General features: G+C 46.2%; 18 protein-coding genes. 5 read left to right on the top strand and 13 right to left on the bottom strand.

Annotated elements, in window-relative coordinates:
• Window positions 1–6: 6 nt before the first annotated feature.
• Complete coding sequence (locus tag QZ942_RS00830; RefSeq protein ID WP_292992647.1) at window positions 7–6,417, bottom strand: SNF2-related protein; 6,411 nt, start codon at window positions 6,415–6,417, stop codon at window positions 7–9.
• A 26-nt stretch (window positions 6,418–6,443) separates the two neighbouring features.
• Here QZ942_RS00830 and QZ942_RS00825 point away from each other — a divergent pair, with 26 nt between their 5' ends.
• Window positions 6,444–6,731: a type II toxin-antitoxin system HicA family toxin gene (locus QZ942_RS00825; protein ID WP_292992646.1), complete on the top strand. Its 288-nt coding sequence runs from the start codon at window positions 6,444–6,446 to the stop codon at window positions 6,729–6,731.
• Window positions 6,732–6,741: 10 nt separating this feature from the next.
• Window positions 6,742–7,131, top strand: a complete 390-nt coding sequence (locus QZ942_RS00820; RefSeq protein WP_292992644.1) for a type II toxin-antitoxin system HicB family antitoxin — start codon at window positions 6,742–6,744, stop codon at window positions 7,129–7,131.
• A 50-nt stretch (window positions 7,132–7,181) separates the two neighbouring features.
• Here QZ942_RS00820 and QZ942_RS00815 read toward each other — a convergent pair whose 3' ends face one another.
• From QZ942_RS00815 to QZ942_RS00805, 3 genes are read right to left on the bottom strand one after another with little or no spacing between them, the layout of a single operon-like run.
• Window positions 7,182–9,050: a hypothetical protein gene (locus tag QZ942_RS00815; protein WP_292992642.1), complete on the bottom strand. Its 1,869-nt coding sequence runs from the start codon at window positions 9,048–9,050 to the stop codon at window positions 7,182–7,184.
• Window positions 9,047–10,975, bottom strand: a complete 1,929-nt coding sequence (locus QZ942_RS00810) for a hypothetical protein (RefSeq protein WP_292992640.1) — start codon at window positions 10,973–10,975, stop codon at window positions 9,047–9,049. The genes QZ942_RS00815 and QZ942_RS00810 overlap by 4 nt, the downstream gene beginning before the upstream one ends.
• Window positions 10,976–10,980: 5 nt before the next feature.
• Window positions 10,981–13,053: a hypothetical protein gene (locus tag QZ942_RS00805; RefSeq protein ID WP_292992638.1), complete on the bottom strand. Its 2,073-nt coding sequence runs from the start codon at window positions 13,051–13,053 to the stop codon at window positions 10,981–10,983.
• Between QZ942_RS00805 and QZ942_RS00800 the strand changes: the two genes are divergently transcribed.
• Genes QZ942_RS00800 through QZ942_RS00790 form a run of 3 tightly spaced genes read left to right on the top strand, consistent with a single transcriptional unit; the run spans window position 13,045 to window position 14,305 of the window.
• Window positions 13,045–13,335, top strand: coding sequence for a type II toxin-antitoxin system HicA family toxin (locus tag QZ942_RS00800; RefSeq protein ID WP_292992636.1), 291 nt, complete (start codon window positions 13,045–13,047; stop codon window positions 13,333–13,335). The two genes, QZ942_RS00805 and QZ942_RS00800, sit on opposite strands and share 9 nt — an antisense overlap.
• Window positions 13,332–13,748, top strand: a complete 417-nt coding sequence (locus QZ942_RS00795; RefSeq protein ID WP_292992635.1) for a type II toxin-antitoxin system HicB family antitoxin — start codon at window positions 13,332–13,334, stop codon at window positions 13,746–13,748. Before QZ942_RS00800 ends, QZ942_RS00795 begins: the two co-directional genes overlap by 4 nt.
• A 20-nt stretch (window positions 13,749–13,768) precedes the next feature.
• A complete protein-coding gene (locus QZ942_RS00790; protein WP_292992634.1) occupies window positions 13,769–14,305 on the top strand; it encodes a DUF6680 family protein in 537 nt (178 codons plus the stop codon).
• 44 nt (window positions 14,306–14,349) lie between these two features.
• On the opposite strand, the gene QZ942_RS00785 is transcribed toward QZ942_RS00790, so the two are convergent.
• The 9 genes from QZ942_RS00785 to QZ942_RS00745 all read right to left on the bottom strand — a co-directional run bounded on the left by QZ942_RS00785 (window position 14,350) and on the right by QZ942_RS00745 (window position 19,392).
• Entirely contained in the window at window positions 14,350–14,790 is a 441-nt protein-coding gene (locus tag QZ942_RS00785) for a thermonuclease family protein (protein WP_292992632.1), read from the bottom strand.
• Between the two features lie 38 nt (window positions 14,791–14,828).
• Window positions 14,829–15,314 (bottom strand): hypothetical protein, encoded by a 486-nt coding sequence (locus tag QZ942_RS00780; protein WP_292992631.1) that lies wholly within the window; start codon window positions 15,312–15,314, stop codon window positions 14,829–14,831.
• An 80-nt stretch (window positions 15,315–15,394) separates the two neighbouring features.
• Complete coding sequence (locus QZ942_RS00775; RefSeq protein ID WP_292992630.1) at window positions 15,395–15,901, bottom strand: hypothetical protein; 507 nt, start codon at window positions 15,899–15,901, stop codon at window positions 15,395–15,397.
• Between the two features lie 4 nt (window positions 15,902–15,905).
• A complete protein-coding gene (locus tag QZ942_RS00770; RefSeq protein ID WP_292992629.1) occupies window positions 15,906–16,814 on the bottom strand; it encodes a hypothetical protein in 909 nt (302 codons plus the stop codon).
• 10 nt (window positions 16,815–16,824) lie between these two features.
• Window positions 16,825–17,211 (bottom strand): hypothetical protein, encoded by a 387-nt coding sequence (locus QZ942_RS00765; protein WP_013965560.1) that lies wholly within the window; start codon window positions 17,209–17,211, stop codon window positions 16,825–16,827.
• Between the two features lie 9 nt (window positions 17,212–17,220).
• A complete protein-coding gene (locus QZ942_RS00760) occupies window positions 17,221–17,577 on the bottom strand; it encodes a hypothetical protein (protein ID WP_292992625.1) in 357 nt (118 codons plus the stop codon).
• A gap of 33 nt (window positions 17,578–17,610) precedes the next feature.
• Complete coding sequence (locus tag QZ942_RS00755; protein ID WP_292992623.1) at window positions 17,611–18,111, bottom strand: hypothetical protein; 501 nt, start codon at window positions 18,109–18,111, stop codon at window positions 17,611–17,613.
• 135 nt (window positions 18,112–18,246) lie between these two features.
• Window positions 18,247–18,819: a hypothetical protein gene (locus QZ942_RS00750; RefSeq protein WP_292992622.1), complete on the bottom strand. Its 573-nt coding sequence runs from the start codon at window positions 18,817–18,819 to the stop codon at window positions 18,247–18,249.
• 15 nt (window positions 18,820–18,834) lie between these two features.
• Window positions 18,835–19,392: a hypothetical protein gene (locus QZ942_RS00745; protein ID WP_292992620.1), complete on the bottom strand. Its 558-nt coding sequence runs from the start codon at window positions 19,390–19,392 to the stop codon at window positions 18,835–18,837.

The following is a 19,392-nucleotide window of genomic DNA, read 5'->3' as shown; positions in this document are numbered from 1 at the left end:
TCCTCTTTATAGATAAGACAAGGTACCGCTTACAAGCTCAACTTTATCCGCTGCGCCTGGATAGTTTGCAATAAGATGATCCCACGTTGGCTGCAATACGTTCCAAATCTTAGTCTTGCCATCAAACTTGTACTTGCCATCACCAGCCACCACCGCCGCAGCTTTTATGTTCTCTTTCCAGACATTGATGTCAGCCCATGAAGCGGATGATACCTTGATACCAACAATGCTCGCGGGTGCCGCTGTATTATTACTTGCAGCCGCTACCGGCACCGGTACCGGTGTCACCGTTTTGATAGCTTCCTTCAGCACTCTTTGCAGATCATGTGGAAGCATGCGATTTTCAATCGGCGATATCCCCTCAAAGTCGAACCACGTCACAGAATTTAACATAAAGTTTGTAGCCTGATTACGGATTTCCTCTTCAGTAGAGCCGGTAAGGGCAGACCTAAAAATATCGGCTGTGATAGTTTTCATGATCTGCAACCCTAACCAGTATTCAGAGTCAGTAAAATCAGCAATCACCAATTTTAGCTGATGAGCTATGGCATACTCTCGCAGAGCGTCAAAGTTATTTAATCCTTCAGGCTTTCCAGTGATAGCAACGCTACTTGGAACAGTAAAGCGACCTGTGCGAGAGGATTTAATAATCTCACTTTGAGACGCAAAAATATGTTTTTCGACCTCAGTGCCCGCCTTGGTTATGACAAAGGGAAAGTAGGGTTGCGGAAGAATGTAGTTATAGGTGCTGTATTCTGTCAATACATCGGTCTTGCGGCGTTGCGTGATTACTGGGACGAGACTATTGAATGCATTTTGAATGTTTCCATCTTCATTAGCTTTGTCCTCTATTTGAGCCGCTTCATCCAAGCATGCTTCGTAACCGGAAGAGCCTGGATAGATTACCTCCACAGCATCCTTGAGCGTAGCTGCCAGTTCATAATTCAAGAAATTACCTGATTTATTGGCTGTGACAACGGTATTGTTAGCGACATTCACTATGCCAATCGCACCATCTTTGAATCGAACAAACATGCCGGTAACGACCGGCTTACCATCATGCACGTCGCCGCCACCTTCGGCCACGATCTTGGCAACTTCAGCCGGATAACTGCCATGCTCTGATGCCTGGCGGATGAAGTTGTTTTTGGATTCTTCAATCATCGAATTGGCCATATCCACTTCGGATTGCCAATCGTTTACTATTGGACCGCCTTCTATGGCTGAAACTTCGAATGATGGATATATCTTGCCGCGCAACATTTCAAGTATCTCGCTCTCTTTTCGATTACTCTTTTTCCTTATCTCGGCAAACACATCATCAATGCTTACTGTCTCAGTATAGGGCTGTCTGGTAATTGAGTTATATCCAGTGTTCTTTGTAATAGTTGCGGATCTCTCAATACTGTTACGCAGACTAGATATGCGGGAATTAACATCGGAAAGCAGCGCTTTGTTTCGCGCCACCGCAGACTCTGTTGCCAATGGATTGTTAATCCTGCCATTTAGCATCCACATCTGCTTTTCAAGATTCCACAAACCAAACATCTTGTCAGCAATAAAATTAACCGGGCTTGGATTGGCATTTAAGAAGACATTTTGCTTGCGAATGGTATCAATATTGATCATCTGCTTATCGCGGTTTGTCGCAGCCCTAGTTTCCGCTTCTTTAGCTGCGATTGTTTCCTGCATCCGCTTCATTGCATCCGCATCACCTACGACTTCAATGAGCGCTTCCATCTGCTCTCTCGATAAGCCGCCAGTAACCGCAACGTTTTCGCTACCGTTGACATCCATAACCTGACCGATCCAATCGGCCTTTTTATTAACCATCGAGCGCTTGCTGGTATCGAAAGTGCCATCCGCATCGTAATAATAAGAATTAACGTGCCCGGTTTTATTACCCTGGCGAACTCCGCGACCATTGCGCTGTTCCAGACTATCCGGTGTCCAGCCAATGGTTAAATGGTGAATTGCCTGGGTTCCCCTTTGCAGATTAATCCCCACTTCCGCCTTTTCATTGGCGATCACAACGCGGTATTTATTATCTTCACCAAACGCATTGAACCCATCTTGAACGGCCAATATTTCATCAGGTTTGTTGTTGGTCTTGCCGGTTATTATCGCAATGGCACCCGATGGTATCCCGGCGCGCTTGTTTAATAAGCGCTTGATCTTGTTATGCAGTGGCAGAATGTCACAGAAAATAATCTGCTTAACGACCGGCGACTTGCTGCCATCATCCATTATCCCGCGCGGCGTGACTTGCTCGTTCTGGAAGTTTTCTAGCATTGCGGCAAGTTTGGGAGGTACCGACACATCCAGATCCAAGCCAATTTTTTCCGCAATATCCTCAAATGCGCTTTGGGTTTCCGGGTTTATGGTATCAATGGCAATTCGGTTGCCGTCAATAATACTTGCCACCACCTTAATTTTCAGTATCGTGACTTCATTGCCAGCTTCGTCTTTGGTTACTTTGCGCGAAACAACGGAGTCAGCCGATGACATTGGTGTAAACCTTGGCCGCTCCTCCGTGAAATTTTTGGCGTTGAACTGACTTACCGCATCCTGCGCCTTATCTTTCTGCGCACCAATGAAGTTGTAGAATGTCGCTCTTTGATCAAGCTCCGGATCTGCAATCAGCAGCGTCATTTTATTGATTAGATTGAACGGGTGTCCAATCAAATCCATTTCCTCACCGAAATGTGCGGATACCGCATCAAATGCCTCTTTTCCACCCCGATTAGGTTCTTTCCCCGCCAGAGTATCGATTGCGAATCTGAATGCTCTTTTGTATACGCCCAGCCTGTCAACAATATCGTCCGTTAATGTAACAGCGGATGCCTTCTCTTCGCGGTCCGGAACGACGATTTGCTCACCCACATCTTCAGCCGATTTGATGGTAGCAACCTCACCAATGGATTTTCTGAGTATGCTAACGTTATTCAACCCCACAAACACATCGGTAGTGCGCGCAACACCATCAATCGTTACATCATCCTGATTCTCTTTCTGGACAAAAACTTCCATGAAGTTGTCAGCACCCTTGATGCCAAGGCACATATCATTCACGCGCTCATGACCAACTGACAATGACAACATCGAGTAGATTTCAAGCGGGCTATTGGTTATGGCGGTTGCTGTCAGCAATAGAACGCCATCCCCAAGCGATGATTTGCCACGGATAAACCAAGCTTTTGCTTGCGCATCCAAGCCACGTTGCGAAGCCGGTGATAAAGACAGGAATTTCGCACTTTTGAAATCGATTGTTTGGGCGGCATTCTTAAATATGTGCGCTTCATCGATCACAATACTGTCAACGCCCAAGTCCTCAAGATACGGTGCGCTGCCGGTTTTTTTAGACAAAATAGAAACCAATCCGGCTTGTTTGCTTTTCGCCCGTTCATCTTCTTTTTTGTCCTCGCTCTCAGCAAAGCTGGCATCTACTTTACGCAAGAACTGTTCATACTGAGCAATGGTTTCATCGCGCAGGCGGATACGCTCGAATGCTTCCATGGTCATAAAAATCTTGCTGTGGCGATTCTCCATGATTGCGGTCAGGTCAGCATCAAAGTTGGTCGAATTAACCAATGCTTTACCGGCCTTGTTAACCCGTAGGCCAACAAACAGCAAATCATCTTGATTGGTGTATGCGCGCTCAGACTCTTTGCGCCAATTCGATAGCACTGAGTTGGGTACCACAATGAAGGTTTTTTTCTTAACACCGATGCTTTGAGCGTATTGGACGGCGGCCAAGGCGGTAAGCGTCTTGCCCAAACCGACTCCAAATCCATTAATGCCGCCAAATTCACGGCTTTGCCTGCGGATCTCAGCATACTGGTACCCATGAGGCACTACTATCGAGTCGTCCACGCCCTGTATCTTCATTGGCGAACTATCTTCTACTTGCCGGAAACGCAATTTTGTAGGATCAGAAGAGATTCCCTCAAGCCTGCGCATAATCACGCTATTGCCGCGCACCCAGCCGTTGAATTGCTCATTGGCGGTATTGACCATTCTGCGCAGCTCTTGCAGGGCTTTGGCCTTTTCCATGTCGAGTTTTGCGCCACCAAGCGTAATGGTGCCATTCTTCAGGTAATCGCCAATCCGGTTAATCAGCTTTTCACGGTCAGTTAACTTGCTACCAGGGATATCGATATCAACACGCTTTTCACCGGTTTTTTCATCAAAGACAACCACCGCTGCAGGATGAACAAATCTACGCAGGAATTCAGCCTTTTCTTCATTGGTGACAAAAGGAGTGAATAGATTGAATGTCAGCTTTGATACATCAATTCGATCTACCCGGCTATCCGCGTCCAACTTTTGCCGCAGCAGTTTATCGCGTACTTTGTCATCGGATGCCGCCGCAATTTCCGCGTCGACACGCTTTAAGAATTCGGCATAATTACCCACATAGTAATCATCTGCGCGCGTGACTGATTTACCATCAGGCGAAACGCACCAGGCTTGGTCTCCAATCGGGTCAAAGTCATCACCATAAATGCCCCTTGCATCTTCAAGCGTCACCCATGCCGATCTGGTTTTATAGCGCAAACCTTCAAAACTGGAATCAGCCGTAATTTCCATTGTGGTAACTACTTGCTGCACGTCTCCACGCCATACCGCTGAGAATCCGGTTTTCTTCTGGTAATGATTGCCAATAGCGAGCAAGCCATCTTTGATTTTGCCACCAAAAGATGAGGGGCGGCCTTTTGCAATCGTTGAAACTCGCTGCATTGCGTCCGACAATGCGGGGTACTCGTCAACATACTTGACCCCCACCTCTTCACTAAGCCGCTCTTCCAATACTTGCGCAACCGACATGCCCACCACGCCAGCATTCCAGTATTTGCCGCGATCACCCTCATCAGATAACCGCTTAATCTCATTAATTACCCCGCGCGCCCACGCAGGAATATCAAGCGCCTGAGAGGTCTCAATCATGTAGTCAAAATACTTGATCGCATCAGACCAAGTTACCTTGTTCTCAAAAGCCTTGTAGGGTGTTGCCATATTCCCGGCCAGTTCAGCCATATCCACGCTTTCTTCCGTGCGCGCCATCGCAACCCATCGGCCATTCTGCATTTGCAGTGTTTGCCCGGATTGGGTAATGGTGTCGCCGTCACGGTAGATAATTGGCGATGTTTCGACGGCTCCCAGCAGATCCCAATTAATTCTTGAATCCGGAAATCGTTTGAGCATGCGGCCTATTTCTGCAACATTGGCAGGATTAATCACGCGGTCAACGTCCCGGAATTTATTGGGATCTTTGGGTACAAATTCACCCAGGATAAAGCGCTTCCATTCTCTGTCGAAGTAATGGCCATCAATGAATTCCTGCCATTGAACATTGGCTTCAATCAGGCTTTGAGGTGACTGTTCGCGCAATTCCGCAATCTTATCCAGTGTTTCCCGGCTGTATTTGCGAAAGGCGATAACGTCAGTCATCGTGTCTGCGCTTGCAGTGCCGAATACAGAATTGGGCAGGCGATACGCGCCCAGGAATTCGGACATAAAACTGGCTTTCACGCGCAAATCCTCTTCCTTTCCGCCCTTGCCTGATACGCAACGGGGAGGAGTAATGAAAACAGCCAGGCCGCCCGGCTTCAACTTTTCAAGCGACCGCAGTATGAAATAATTTTGTAGCGGCTCTTTCTGGTACCGGTTATCTAATAACTGATTGCCGCCACGATCAGCAACACCGCCAAAAGGCACATTGGTGACAATCGCATCGTAGGATTCATCTGGAGTATTGGCCGCAACCCTCTCGAACGCTGAAACAGTGGTCGAATATCCCGGACCATCATTCACCAATCCATTGATACGCCCGGAAGTCTCGTTTAACTCGATAGCATCAACAGCCGCATTAATCGGCGCAACAGCACCAAAAACACCCACGCCAGCGGAAGGATCCAACACTTTACCGCCACTGAATCCCAATTCGCTCATCAGATCCCAGACACCTTCAGCTATCGGTTTGGGTGTGTAATATTCGTATGCGCTACCTTTCTTGCCATCAGCCCCTATCAAAGCGCCACCGGTACCGGAATATTTAGCTAAAGTGGCTTTTTGTTCGTCTGTCAGGCTATTCGCATCAATTTCACCGGAATCAATGCGGTCAAGCAATGCCATTGCTGCGGCATTGTCTTTCTTGCGTTGCGCTGGCTTGCGGTTTGGGTCGAATTCGTACAGGTGCGCGATAGATTTGCGCTCAATCGGCTGATCTTCATCCGGTTGCTCTGTTTCGGCATTAGGTGTCTGCTGACCGGTACTAACCAAGCCAAGCTTGATCATGGCTTCTGACTTGATCTTTTGCGCCTGCCGTTTATCGGCAAACGATGGATTGCTAGAAAGAATCTTGTTTTGTTCTAATATTGTGCTTTGTATTTTTCTTTTTTCTGCGAAAGAAATCATTGTTAACGTCCTGATGATGGCAATTTATGACCATCATCATAGAGACGCTACAGCCCTCAATTTGCTTGGTTTTCCGGTGGATAACTGAACGCGCTATTGATCTTTTTAAAACGGTGTGTACAATACACAACATGAGCAGCAAAGAAATTATCAAACAGCTTGAAAAGGATGGATGGATTCTCCGCGGAACGAAGGGATCACATCACGTTTACACACATCCTGAGAAAAGCGGTCATATCAGCGTCCCACATCCTAAAAAAGACCTTGGTATCGGCCTTTCAAACAAGTTGTTAAAACAGGCAGGGCTTAAATAAGAGGAATTACATGAGATATCCAATAGCAATTGAACCTGGTGATGACAAGCATGCTTTTGGCGTGGTAGTTCCTGATCTTCCTGGTTGTTTTTCTGCCGGAGATACTATTGATGAAGCAATCGATAACGCAAAAGAAGCAATTGAGTTATGGTTAGAAACCGTAATCGATGATGGTGGTTCTGTGCCTCACCCTAAAAGCATCAGTGAGCATCAAGCCAATCCTGAATACAAAGGCTGGGTATGGGCAGTTGTTACAATTGATCTGGCCGAATTATCGGATAAGGTTGAGCGTATAAATATCACGCTTCCATCCCGCGTGCTTCGTCGCATTGATGCGGCTGCGAAAGAGGCTGGTGAATCTCGCTCGGGATTTATTGCTAAATTGGCCTTACATGGTTAAAACAAAGCCCCGGTTAATGGGGCTTGTGTAGTGTTCTTGTTAAATATGCTTTAACTGACTTTTTCAGCCGCAGCCAGTAACGCGGTTAGCACATCCGCCGCATCATTCAGTTCTTTATCTAGCGTTTCCATCAAACCGGCTTGCTCAATCCGCGCCGCAATTTCATCAAGGCGTTCGTTGAAACGGTTGATATCAGTTTCGGTTTTGAGTGATTCCAATTCGGCTATGAATCCCGCTCTGATGGTATCAGCTGGCATTATAGTCTGAGGCTCTTCGGTGGATTGTGGGATTTCTGTCGATTCACCACCGGTTTCATCACCACCAGTTTCGGTGCCCTCGCTTTCATCCTCACTACTTACACCCTTAATCGCCCCGATAGTCTTAGGAGTCCAATACAAATCAAGCTCAACACCAGCGCCAATCAATTCCTCAATGCTGATATAGCCAAGTTCGCCACCGTAACCAATATTTGCAAGCCCGAACGCCTGCAATTGCTCATCTTCCATATCCTTTTCGGTAATATGCCAGTCACCTGAGCCTTTGAAGTAGTGCAGATAAGCAATCGCCTTATCGCCCTGCCCGTCAGTTTCCCAGGTTTTTGGCATGGTTTGGATTACGTTAGCAATCTCAATCAACTTATCTTTGAAAAATTGGCCTTCCTCACCACGAATGACTGAACCAATGGCGGATAGCTGTGCGGCACCTATGAACTGTTTTAACAGCAGCATTACTTTGTTAACATCTTCTATGGTGGCCTGTGGCTTTACTTCTGGCTCAGGGTCTTTAGGCTGTTCATCAGTGATTCTCACAGGCACGATAGAACTAGCACCGTTAATCAGTTTGAGTGCCGTAGGCGTGCCATCTGGGAACGCTCCCTTGTAGTCGCTGTGAATCTTGTCGTATTCAGCTTTGGTCATTGGCCACATGCCATCAGAATCAAGACCGTCTTTATCTAATCCACCGGCACCAACACCCAAAGCATCACGAATTTCCTTGATACGCTTAACCATTTTTAGTTTCTCCATTCCGGATTGCGCGGATTGCAGACTTGACCGCAGACTACCGGCCTCTTTAATCAGCTTAATTTTTTCAATACCGGATATGTTATCAAGAGTCACATCACCAATATTTTTCACTTCATCGTTAGTGATCGCAGAATCGAACTCATCGCGCGGCTGATTGTCGATCTCTGGAAACTTAGCTTTCATTTCTGGAGTGCGCAGCAGGTTACGCGCGCCGGTGTGACGAATACGCTTGGTCAGATAGTCACTAATTACACGCGCATCACTTTGAAAATCAATGATCCGCTGCTGTTGCTTAGGAGTGATATCTTCAATTCCGGCCTTCCGGTTTATAGCAACATCAATTAGGGATCTGAGCATACGTTTGGCTTCATCTTTATTCATTACCTGGCCGGTTGCCGTCCATCCATAAATTGAAGTAGGAACCTTAGCTTTCTCAAAATCCGATGCAATAAAATCACGAAAATATTTAATAAGCTGATTGGTGGCCGCGATTGCCTCCTTATCTGCATCGGTGTACACGCCATCCAAAGAACTATCGTTGTTAACCATATCATTCGCCTGCATAGTATTTTCTTCCTGTAGTTGTTCATCGTTATCTTCAACTGGATTCGCTGCATCTTCTTGGATGTACGCCAAAAAATCCTCAAATGGCGGTATCACTTCAATTACGCCACCTCGCGGCTGGCAAAATCCGTATAGCTCTCTTGGTGTAAGGTTTTTGCTATCCAGCAAGTGACCGTGTTCGCCGCTTACCTGATTGATGAATAACCAATCCTTGAAAAAACTGATTGCCAGCTCATCACCACTGTATTCGATTGGAATATCCTCATCTTCAGCGAAAATCGCATCGAATTGACCGGCTGGTGTCAGAACTTTGTAAATGCTATTCATCATGATTGCTCACCTGATAATTTATTAGCCTCTTCAACGATTTTTGATTCCCTTCCGATTATGTTGTAGAGAACAGCGTAAACACTGTCATTATGCATGCTTGCCATACGCATAAAGGCTTTGAGAAAGCGCTCATCGCCATGCACAGGGGCTGAATTTGGCATAAATCTACTTTTATTGTCGTCTGGATTTACGAATGACCCAGTCATTGTTGTATAAGCTACCGAATTTCCTTTCTTTGTGCGCTTTGACAGCTTGTCTCTGAATTTTCCAGTAAATACCCGGTACCCACCCCATGAACCAATAAATTTAGCTTCCGGATCTCCCAATCCACCCCACCGGCTAAGTAGATTTTCTTGATCGACAGGATCTAGCGCACCAAACCAGCCATCATCAATAATCTCAACACCAGCGGCCAGCTTGTCTAGCGCCTGCTCATACTCGCTTTTGACTTGTTCGCGCTTTTCTTGGGCTTTATCCTTAGCGCTATCCTGAATTGCTTGAAGCGTTTTCATGGCCGGGGTTAGATCGGCTTGAAGATAACCAGCCATCAGCGCCGCCATTTCCGGATCTTTGGCGGCCATCATTGCTGCATCTTGAGGTGTTGCAAGGTACTGAACACCCATAGACCATACTTCAGTGATTCTGTTTTGATACACCTTACCGATGTAAGGATCGATAAAGTTATCATCGTAAGCACCCTCGTTGCTTCGATAACCAGGATTTTGCGTCAATGATCTAAGGGAATGCACTTTCTCGTTTTTTCTTCTTCTCAGCAAATATCCATTGGATGCCGATACAGCCACCGGATCAGCCTCAAGATGATGAGCCATTTCATGCCATAGCACAGTTTTACCAAATGCGCTTCCTGGGCGGATAACGCTATCCTCGAAATGACCTATGCCGCCCGCATTGGCGCGTCTGCTTCCATTTGTCTCTATCCGCACGAGCCTGAGTTTGCCGCCAGTAATGCGGTAGAATTCCGACATATCACGGCGTATATCGGCTTCCGGGTACCCCATCTTCTTTAGTTTTACAATGGCCGATTTTTCGATTATCTGGCTATTCGCCCATGAATCAGCTTGTTCTTGAGTTACTTTTGAGCTATTCAGCAGGGTATCTATGATCTTCTGACCGATAGGCGCAATACTGTCTTTTAGCTCTTTGACACGCATTTTCTTTTCGTCACTACTTTGTTTATCCAGTTCTAGCAATTTATGCCACACCGATTGTTTCTTCATAGAAATCTCAGTGTAATCTTCGGTTGCTTTGTTTATTTCATCAAGGCTGAAACCATTAGCTTCATTTACCGATATCAAGGATGTCAAAGAAAGTCTCAATTTTTCATATTCCTCTTGAGCGACCTTCATTTGCGCGGCAATTTCTGGGCTAATTTCTTCCAGTGGCTTTGCGGTCAATTCTTTGATGGATTCTTCGGTTGCATTGATCACATCCATATCAATATCAAATACATTTCCTAGCGATTTGAAATGATCAAATGATGCAATCATCCATTCATCTTGGGTTTTATCGCCATTACCGCGCGCAGCGTCTGAAAGAGCATCCCAAAAATCCCTTCTGACCGCCTCATGTTCATCATTACGCTCTACCTGCAACGAGCGGCCTATGTTTGCTACAATATCGGCTTCAACACCTCGCAGCACTTCAGGAACCGCAGATAGTCCATTCTTCACGTAATCAGTTAATGATTTGAGCGATTCAATCGGGTTTGATGGATCAATTGACAGGCTTACAGCAGGCGCGCCACCTGAAACAGACAACAATTGCCGTATCTCGCGCACGCGCTTAACCAGAGTAAGTTTATTTACCCCGGCTACTTCTGGTAGTTTTTTGCGGATAACCCCAAGTTCACGGACCAGTTTGAGTTTTTCAACTCCACCAACACCCGCATCATCAAGCATATGCATGGCGGCTATCCGTTAACTTGCTGGTCTAAAGAAGCCCATTTTTCCGCTGCAGCTCCAATCAAGGAATCATAATCTTCACCCTTACCGGCTTCAATAATCGCATTGGCAGAAGCCTCGATTTTATCCAGCAAGGCCATTAGATCATCTTTGTCTTTATCGCCCTCTACGACTGATTTAAGGAATTCTCTGGCCGCCTTCATATCTTCGGATTCAGCTTCGATTTCTGAGGTCGGTGGAACTTCGATTTCCGAAGCGGCAGGGTTTAATTCCTTCGAATCTTCCTGAATTGGAACCGCAGCATCTATCTCGGCGGCAAGCTGTTCTGGGGTTTTAGATAGATCGTCTGCAATACCGTTTACATCGTATCCAACCAAGTTAGCGCCAGCACCAACTTGCTTAAATGTAAATTTTGCCACCACTCCGTTTTTACTGAGGTCTTTGAATTTTTCTCCATCCCAGCCCAACTCTCTTAACGCATTCCGCACGGCAATAATTCGCTCTTGAATGAAGGAGTCAAGCACATCCTGGTAATTCAATTGCAATTCAGGATCGGCCATGATTTTGGCGTAATCTTCTGGGGATGTTGGGTTCAGCGCTGTTTCAACTACTGTTTGGTTATCTGGTAGATCATCAGCCGCAGCTTCCCGCAGCAATCCCTTTCCATAAGCAGCGAGAATATCTGCATCAGTTACGCCAGATGCCTTGATGTCATGGCCGCTAACTGCATTTATTTCGCCATTTGTGCGCATAATCAGACTGGTTATGCCATAGCCATCAAGCCCCGGCAACGCTTCGATCAACGATGCTATGTCCACGTTGAAATCCGTTTCTGGAAGGATTGGTTTTGTATCCTCTGGTTTTCGATCTTCAGCAGCAACCTTGGCAATTTCCAATTCATTCTGCGCACTTTTCAATTCGCCCTCCAAAACAACAATTTCATCCTTCAAAGATTGAATGTTCTGCATACGATCCGCACGCTTTGCATTTGCACGAGCAAAAGCCGGGCTGTTTTTTTCAGCCAGTTTCAGAATGCGGCGCGCAACTTCACGAATATTCAGATCCTGGCCGCGCTCAGGTGCCACAACAATCGTGATATCCTTCTTGTTCAACAGCCATTTGTAAGAAATAACATCATCATTCGGTGACAGCTTTGCTGGTGTTGCATCAGGATTGTGAAAATAGATCGATACGGTTTGCCCGTCTGATAGCTCATAAACTACGGCCACATTCGCCACGCCAAATTGCTTGAATGGCTCGGTTATTTGCATGGCTACAGGTTTAATTCCTGTGCCCATACGCTCCATAACGCCCTGCAATATCTCCATTTTGCGTTGCAGTTTGATGTAAGGCGTAACCAGCGCATCAAGTGCCAGAATTCCGTCAGAATCAGCAATAATTTCAGCGATGCTCACAGCATCTAATAGCAGGTTTTCGCCTGAATCTGATTGCCGTATCTCATACAGAACCTGATCGATAGTGGCGTTATATGGCTGCGCGTTTCCATCCCAATGAACTTTTTTTGTCATAGCTTCTAATCCTTCCGGTGGTAAGTTTTCTGATTTGAGTGGCTGCTTCATATTGCCGTGCTTGAGCCACCATTTGAGTTGGTTAATTGATAGTGGAATCATGCTTTTCAGGCCATTCCAGCCGCGATCAAAACTATGCAGATAAGCATTTCTTGCCGTTTCTTCATCAGGGAAAGCCAGCATGATTTTATGTTCATCGAAGCGGCCATCGATATACTGATTGATAGCGTATGCAATCTCAGACTGCGGATACGGACCCACAAAACAATCAACGCCGTCACCATCCGCGCCCTTGGTGCCGCTGATATAGCCATAATGCGCTGCCATGCGAGAAGTCCAGCGCTTGCCGGTCTTTGAATCAATACCATTTCGATAGGTGCCGCGCGGCTGCTCTATGGCTATTGAGAGACCCTGGAAAGAGACTCTTCCCATTTTGTAATTCCCGGCTTTGCACTGTGCTTCCGTGGGTTCTGGAATAGGATTTTTACCAAAAGCGCCACCATGGGCAGCGTTTTCGATGCTAAGAAATATGGTATCGGTTGAATGTGTCATAAGCAGCATGTTAAGCCGCTGATGACGCTGTATTCGGTGGGTTTTCCGGTTACTGAATTACTTGACAATGTATCTTTATTGATATATCTTTACATTATGAACGGCAAACAAATCATCAGAAAGCTGGAAAATGAAGGATGGCAAATAAAGCGCGTTCGCGGTAGCCATCACATCATGAGCAAGGATGGGCGCAGCGTTCCGGTGCCGGTACACGGTTCAACCGAGATAGGCAAAGGCTTGCTGTCAGCAATCGAAAAACAAACCGGAGTTAAACTTAAATGAACACGCTTTACCCAGCAAAATTTGAACCGCAGGAACCTTCGGGATTCTTTGTGCAATTTATTGATATTCCAGAAGCAATAACACAAGGAGAAACCACTGAAGAATGCTTATTCAATGGCGCGGAAGTGTTGTCTGGAATTCTGGAAGTGTATCTTGAGGATGGCAAGGATATTCCGCTTCCATCAGAGAATGTTAAAGATGCTTATTACATCGCGCCCGATGTAAAAATACAGTCAGCTCTTCTGATTAAATGGGCGCGCGGCGACAGATCTATGGCTGAGATTGCAAGAGCGCTTGAAACCTCCTGGCCAGCCGCACAACGCCTTGAAGATCCTCATCACTGGGCAACACTTAAACAGCTTGATAAGGCGGCAGCGGCATTGGGTAAGAAACTGGTACTGTCTTTGGAATAAAATTCTTTTGAGGGGTTATCTTGGAGTTATCAGACTGGTTAACAATCGCAGCAATCTTGTTAGGTCCATTGGTTGGCATTCAACTTACACGCAGGTTGGACGAAAGAAAAGAAAAAAGAGAGCGCAAATTGAGGGTATTTAAAACTCTTATGGCTACACGGTCATATGCCACTTCACAGGAGCATGTAAACGCACTTAATATAATCGATCTTGAATTTGATAAAAGTATCGATAAAGAAAAAGATGTTCTTATTGCTTGGAACGCATATTTAGATTTTCTCAATACTATTAGACCAATTGATCCCCAATGGAATGACAAACGCACTGAGCTTTTCGTGGAAATGTTGTACAGGATGGCAATAGTTTTGGATTATGATTTTGAAAAAACACATATTAAAAACTCATCTTATGCACCTCAAGCTCACGGTAACACGGAAAACGATCTGTTTAATATTCGCAAGGGTTTAATTGAAGTGCTTGAAGGCAAGCGATCTATTCCTATGGATGTAATGAAATTTCCTTTTCAAGAGGAAACTAATCAGAACGACCACAAATGAAAAATGGCGCACGAAGCGCCATTGATTGTTACGATACTTAGTTGTCAGACTGAGTTAGTTTGCGTCACACCGGTGCCGCCAGAACCGCCACACCAACTAGCTCGCTTGCCACCGCTGTACGTTCGCGCCAATCCTTGCTTGACCATTTCATCACCGACATTAACGCCATTCACCATAACATGAGCGCTTATCCGGAAATATTTATCTCTGGTTGGATCGTGTAACGCAATATCCTTGGCATTCATTACCTGGGCAGCAAGATAATTTTTGGCAGCAATCGCCCCGGCAGTTTCTTGAGCGCACTTCCCCTTCATTTCCGGGGCATCGATTCCGCTTATTCGTACCGGCATGTTCTTGCACAAAACATCTGGGCAACCAGCAATATTTACGCTGAATGTGTCACCATCGTGAACCTTAATCACCGAATCCGGTTTGATTGCAGTATCGGCATATACCGAATCGCAAGCGGATAGTAATGTCATCATACAAAAAACCAATAAAAGAGACCCACTCAAAAAATTCTTCATGTTGCTAACGCTCCTGTGTATGTTGCAATTTCCGCTCTGACTTCGGCAATCGCCGCTTTCAAAGCATCCCTTTTCCCAATCAATACTTGCTCCATCTTGGGTGCCGCCGTGCGTATTCCTGCGGGTGGACGAACCTTTGCTGCAGCAAGTAATTTCTGGAACTTTGAACGCCCGGAGTCCATCGCCTTCACAATCTCAGTGATTGCGGCAACGTGGTCATCCTGGTTTTTAATTGGTAACAACTTGTTATTCAGTAGAACCTGAAAGATATCGCCGGTCTGCTTGATTCGCAGAACTACTTTCTGAGAGTCGGCAAAAGTCAGCGTCATTTCGCGGTAACTCACGCCAGAATTTCTTTTTACCGCTGTCGACACATCTTGCTGAACGACATTAGCCCCGGCGCGTGAGAAGTATTTCATAGCTTCTTTTGCGGCCTTGTCTTTGACTGAAAGATCCTCGAAGCTGAATAGTAAAGATTTCATGTTTTTAACTCATATTTAAGCAAGTAAGTGATATCCAGAATACACCAGCAGAAATACCTAAAATTGGCGCTTTTACGTTATCAACTCGGCACACCGGTGATGCTTCCGCCAGCCTGTACGCCTGAATGCCGATGGTCGTCACCAACGTTCTTAGAATTGTGTTTCAATGAGCTGCCATTGATGGTTGTATTGGTGCCGTTGATCGTTACTGTTGCGGCGTTAATCTCAACAGTGGCCGCATTCAGCTTCAATGTGCCATCGGCTGTCATTTCGATGTTTGTGTGGTGGAAGCGCCGCCAATCGATTGAATTTCCTGATTGCGGGTTTCTGTACCCAGTAATAATTGGATAGCGCGGATCTCCACCGATAAAGGCTATCCAGACGGCATCACCCGGCAGTATTTCGATCTCGGTAGAATTGTCCCCAGTTCGTGACTTGTCCCCAATCGGATATTCGATTTCTGCTTCTGGCAGCACGTCCGCACCGTCCGTCAAGCCGGGTATCTCAATGCGGCATGTTCTGCGGTCTTTATCGTAAGATTTAACAACCCCTGGATAGCGCCCTGGCATGGTCCCGTAATCATTCATCGCATCATCCCTCCAATGACCCAAGCCAAAGGCGTGTGTACTGGTTACTTCCGCTGCCATCGGTGCCACTAAAAAAAGCGTGGGCTGCGGTAATAACAACAAGCGGATCACGCCCGGCAAAATTGATTAAATCACCGGCTGCAATACCGGTTGATAAGTTGATGTTTGATATCTTGCGCTGCACCAGGCAGCGTGACATATTACGCAGGCGTTGCGCATTCATGAACGGCGCGTAACGCACGCTCCTTGGCTTTCTTTGATCGCCCAAGACAAAGCCACCGGCATCATCCAAAGAGTAGAACCAGGGGATTTCATGCCGCTCAAGGAATCCGCTGTTAATATAATCCGATGCGTTCTCAGGCAATTCCATGATTGGGTTTTGCTTAAACAGATCGGGCAGGCGAAAGAACTTTAACCGGCCATCCTTCCACCGAACGATACCGCCCTCTTCCTGCAATGCCCTGGCAATGTGAAAACTTGGGGTATCCCCTACCGGGCAATAGAAACGTGGTACCGGGAAATCCGCATCGACTGCTTTGATTGTTGCGCCCGATGCACGGTAGATTGCCGACAAAACAGCGTTTTCTTTGATAATCGCCCGGCTTCGCACAAACGCTACGCCATGGCAGGCATCCAGCATGGCCGTTATCTGAATCACATCCATTTCACGACTGCCTTGCACAAGCCTATTCTCCACCAATGTGGATTTGATAATGCGCAGTGTATCGCCTGACGATACAGAACTGCCGCCCGCGGTTATGACTTCCCCTTCGGCCAATTTCTTAGCCATATCTTCATCAGCCCGGATCTCTGCCTCGAGCGTAACCGGTACCGGCGACATATCCGAGCGAATTATGGCGGATTTTATAAGGTCGCCACGTATTTGGTCTCCGCTATTGAGGTATAGAATCACAGGGCAGTTATCACACTGTTATGATTGTTTGCAGAAATGCCTTTTGCGGCAATTCCATTTGATATTGGTTGATTTCCTGCTGAACTTCACTGGATGACCGGCCAAAAACATCGACTCCCAGGGCGCGCGAAGCTTCAAGCTGCGTAGATGTTTCAAGCTCCGTCATGAGCATGAACAACGGCTTGATCAAAGCCCATTCTGAGTAACTGATGACTGTGTTGGCAGCAATTGCAGGCAATGGCGGATCAACACCGTCATTTGCCTCAAGATTCGCATATCCCGCATAAAATTCTGTTGCCGCAACCGCCTTGGCAAGCACGGTCGCGGGGTCTAGCACGATACTATCAGGACGCTCATTCATGAGAAAATTATCAACGAGCGCTTCTATAGTAGCCATTTGTCAGCCTTATGCGTCTGGTTCAATCAGCTCGTATGCTACGGTACTGGTGTCAGTGCCACTGCTAGATGTGATAGTGAAACTGGTACCGGGGGTTCTGGCAGAAATACGCAACCAACCAGGAGTACCGCCGTCTGCCTGAGATGTAAGAAATATTCTGGTATTAGCAGTCACTCTGGTATTTGCAACAACTTTAGCACCGCCTACAAGAGCCGTAGTGCCCATTGCTGCATTTGCACCTTCAACGATCTTGGGCGACGCTTTGCTCATGTAATTTTTATCGACATCTTCAGCGCTAATTACCTCGCTACCTGATGATCCTTTTTTGGTTTGAACTTTACCGCCTAAAAATGATGGTGCTCCCATATCAATTTACTCCTGTTAAAGTTAATGAAAAAATTATGTGTAATCGCCTGAATTTCCAGGAATTACCTCGCCAAAGTAATGAAAAAACATCGTTCCAGTAAACATCAGTATCTGTGATCTGTTTTCCCAATCCCTGTCTGCGTCATCCATCTGTATAAAGCAGTCCTCGTAGCGCTTTGCCCGCAAGAACTTTTGTGGCGTTCCTTCGTACATTTTTGCGTTGAACCTGCCGCCACGAGTGATGATGTTGATCAACATATTGTCTATGCTTCCAGCCACGGTTTCTTCGAGCGCAATCTGCCCTTGATGATTGACTCTTATTTGTTGTGGCTGCCATGAAGCAGATCCAATCGGCCCCGGAACCTCTATTTCGCCAGCAGGGGATACTTGCGCCCATGGCGCTTGCTTGCAAAGCAAGTAATTTTGCTCAAAGCCTTCTATTTCCATAGTGAAATCGCTGGAAATAACCTTCGCACCAAGCGCTTTTGAAACGTTGTAGAAGCCGTGAAGATATGCTGTATTAGAAACTGTCATGATTGGCTGTCCTATAGTTCATAAGTGAATCTGATGAACAGAACTTTGCCTTACTGAATCGCCATGAACTGGCTGTTTTTCCGGTTTAATTCCCCCGTATTCGAGGGAATTAGAATTGTGAGTAGTCTGCAGGCATTAAGGCGCTGCGTATTCTTTGCGGCATACGATTGCCGAAGATACACCGCCCAGTCTCAGCCCGTCATAGAAATACTGCGCTCTGAATACCAAGACTTTACCCAGCAGCTTCTTGAAGCGCGGATATTTATCGAATTTCTGACATACTATTTGACCATCCAAAAGCATCAAATCAGCAAGCAATTTGTCAAATTCGTGTCTGATTTGCTCATGACTTGCGTTTTTGATTACCTTTTCTTCATCTGGGGTGTTATAGATCAGCCTCTCACCAGCCCGTTGCTCTGGCTGCACGATATCCACCGGCACACCCATCATTTCGTTGCGTAGCAATTCATAACCAGGATCGTGCGCGCCTGTTGCTCCCGGCATAATGTCCTTGGTATCTATCGTGGGACCGCTAGGACCGTCAGATGAATACCCGGCTTCGATAAACAAAAGACCTTCGCGCGTCAGGTGGATTCTGTTTAACTCAATTGCTTTTTTGGGTCTGAAGTTTGTAAACAACCAATAAGGCTCAGTGGTTCTGTATTTGAATCCTGTAATCCACCGCAATCTATTCGATCTTTGTATCATGATGAACTTTCATAGTCAGTTAACAATGTTTACCAGTGGCCTGAGTTCTGCCGCGCATGCTTTAAAATATATCTTTAGCTCTTCTCTTTGCCGATGTAAGTCATTGATGATGGTATTGGTCATTTCTTCTGATACATATACCTCTTCAGCATATCCTCCTGAGACTCGTATTCCAGATTCACGGGTGGCTCCACCAGAGTCAACGGTACCGTTGTTTTTTCCAGGCACGGCGTTGCCATTACAAGCGGTGTTTTGTGTATGGATGAGCACGCGCTTACTGTCATCAAGATGATTATTAAGGCTACTAATTTGACGGTCTCTTTCATTGATTACCTCCATAGTGTGCATTTCATTCTTTTTTCTATCATCAGCCACGCGCTGCATGGCCTCTCCCATTTCTTTTGCCAAAGCTTCCCGTTGCTCTGCGTCCTTAATCAGCCATTCGGCATTTTTGGATGCTTCACCGGCCTTATAAATACTCGAGATTGCCCATGTCAGAAAACCGATTACTACAATCGCCACAATGAGATACGGAAGGTATTTTTTTGCCATAATTAATGCTGCTGAACCCAT

This window comes from Nitrosomonas sp., from assembly GCF_021731985.1.
Classification (GTDB): Bacteria; Pseudomonadota; Gammaproteobacteria; order Burkholderiales; family Nitrosomonadaceae; genus Nitrosomonas.
The sequence above is the reverse complement of the archived record's forward strand: the minus strand, read 5'-3'. Positions and strand labels throughout refer to the sequence as shown.

Excerpts from the sequence above, each read along its gene's own strand:
- QZ942_RS00830 (WP_292992647.1), bottom strand. The coding sequence starts at position 6,417 with ATGATTTCTTTCGCAGAAAAAAGAAAAATACAAAGCACAATATTAGAA.
- QZ942_RS00825 (WP_292992646.1), top strand. The coding sequence starts at position 6,444 with ATGACCATCATCATAGAGACGCTACAGCCCTCAATTTGCTTGGTTTTC.
- QZ942_RS00820 (WP_292992644.1), top strand. The coding sequence starts at position 6,742 with ATGAGATATCCAATAGCAATTGAACCTGGTGATGACAAGCATGCTTTT.
- QZ942_RS00815 (WP_292992642.1), bottom strand. The coding sequence starts at position 9,050 with ATGATGAATAGCATTTACAAAGTTCTGACACCAGCCGGTCAATTCGAT.
- QZ942_RS00810 (WP_292992640.1), bottom strand. The coding sequence starts at position 10,975 with ATGCATATGCTTGATGATGCGGGTGTTGGTGGAGTTGAAAAACTCAAA.
- QZ942_RS00800 (WP_292992636.1), top strand. The coding sequence starts at position 13,045 with ATGTGTCATAAGCAGCATGTTAAGCCGCTGATGACGCTGTATTCGGTG.
- QZ942_RS00805 (WP_292992638.1), bottom strand. The coding sequence starts at position 13,053 with ATGACACATTCAACCGATACCATATTTCTTAGCATCGAAAACGCTGCC.
- QZ942_RS00795 (WP_292992635.1), top strand. The coding sequence starts at position 13,332 with ATGAACACGCTTTACCCAGCAAAATTTGAACCGCAGGAACCTTCGGGA.
- QZ942_RS00785 (WP_292992632.1), bottom strand. The coding sequence starts at position 14,790 with ATGATGACATTACTATCCGCTTGCGATTCGGTATATGCCGATACTGCA.
- QZ942_RS00780 (WP_292992631.1), bottom strand. The coding sequence starts at position 15,314 with ATGAAATCTTTACTATTCAGCTTCGAGGATCTTTCAGTCAAAGACAAG.
- QZ942_RS00775 (WP_292992630.1), bottom strand. The coding sequence starts at position 15,901 with ATGAATGATTACGGGACCATGCCAGGGCGCTATCCAGGGGTTGTTAAA.
- QZ942_RS00765 (WP_013965560.1), bottom strand. The coding sequence starts at position 17,211 with ATGGCTACTATAGAAGCGCTCGTTGATAATTTTCTCATGAATGAGCGT.
- QZ942_RS00760 (WP_292992625.1), bottom strand. The coding sequence starts at position 17,577 with ATGGGAGCACCATCATTTTTAGGCGGTAAAGTTCAAACCAAAAAAGGA.
- QZ942_RS00755 (WP_292992623.1), bottom strand. The coding sequence starts at position 18,111 with ATGACAGTTTCTAATACAGCATATCTTCACGGCTTCTACAACGTTTCA.
- QZ942_RS00750 (WP_292992622.1), bottom strand. The coding sequence starts at position 18,819 with ATGATACAAAGATCGAATAGATTGCGGTGGATTACAGGATTCAAATAC.
- QZ942_RS00745 (WP_292992620.1), bottom strand. The coding sequence starts at position 19,392 with ATGGGTTCAGCAGCATTAATTATGGCAAAAAAATACCTTCCGTATCTC.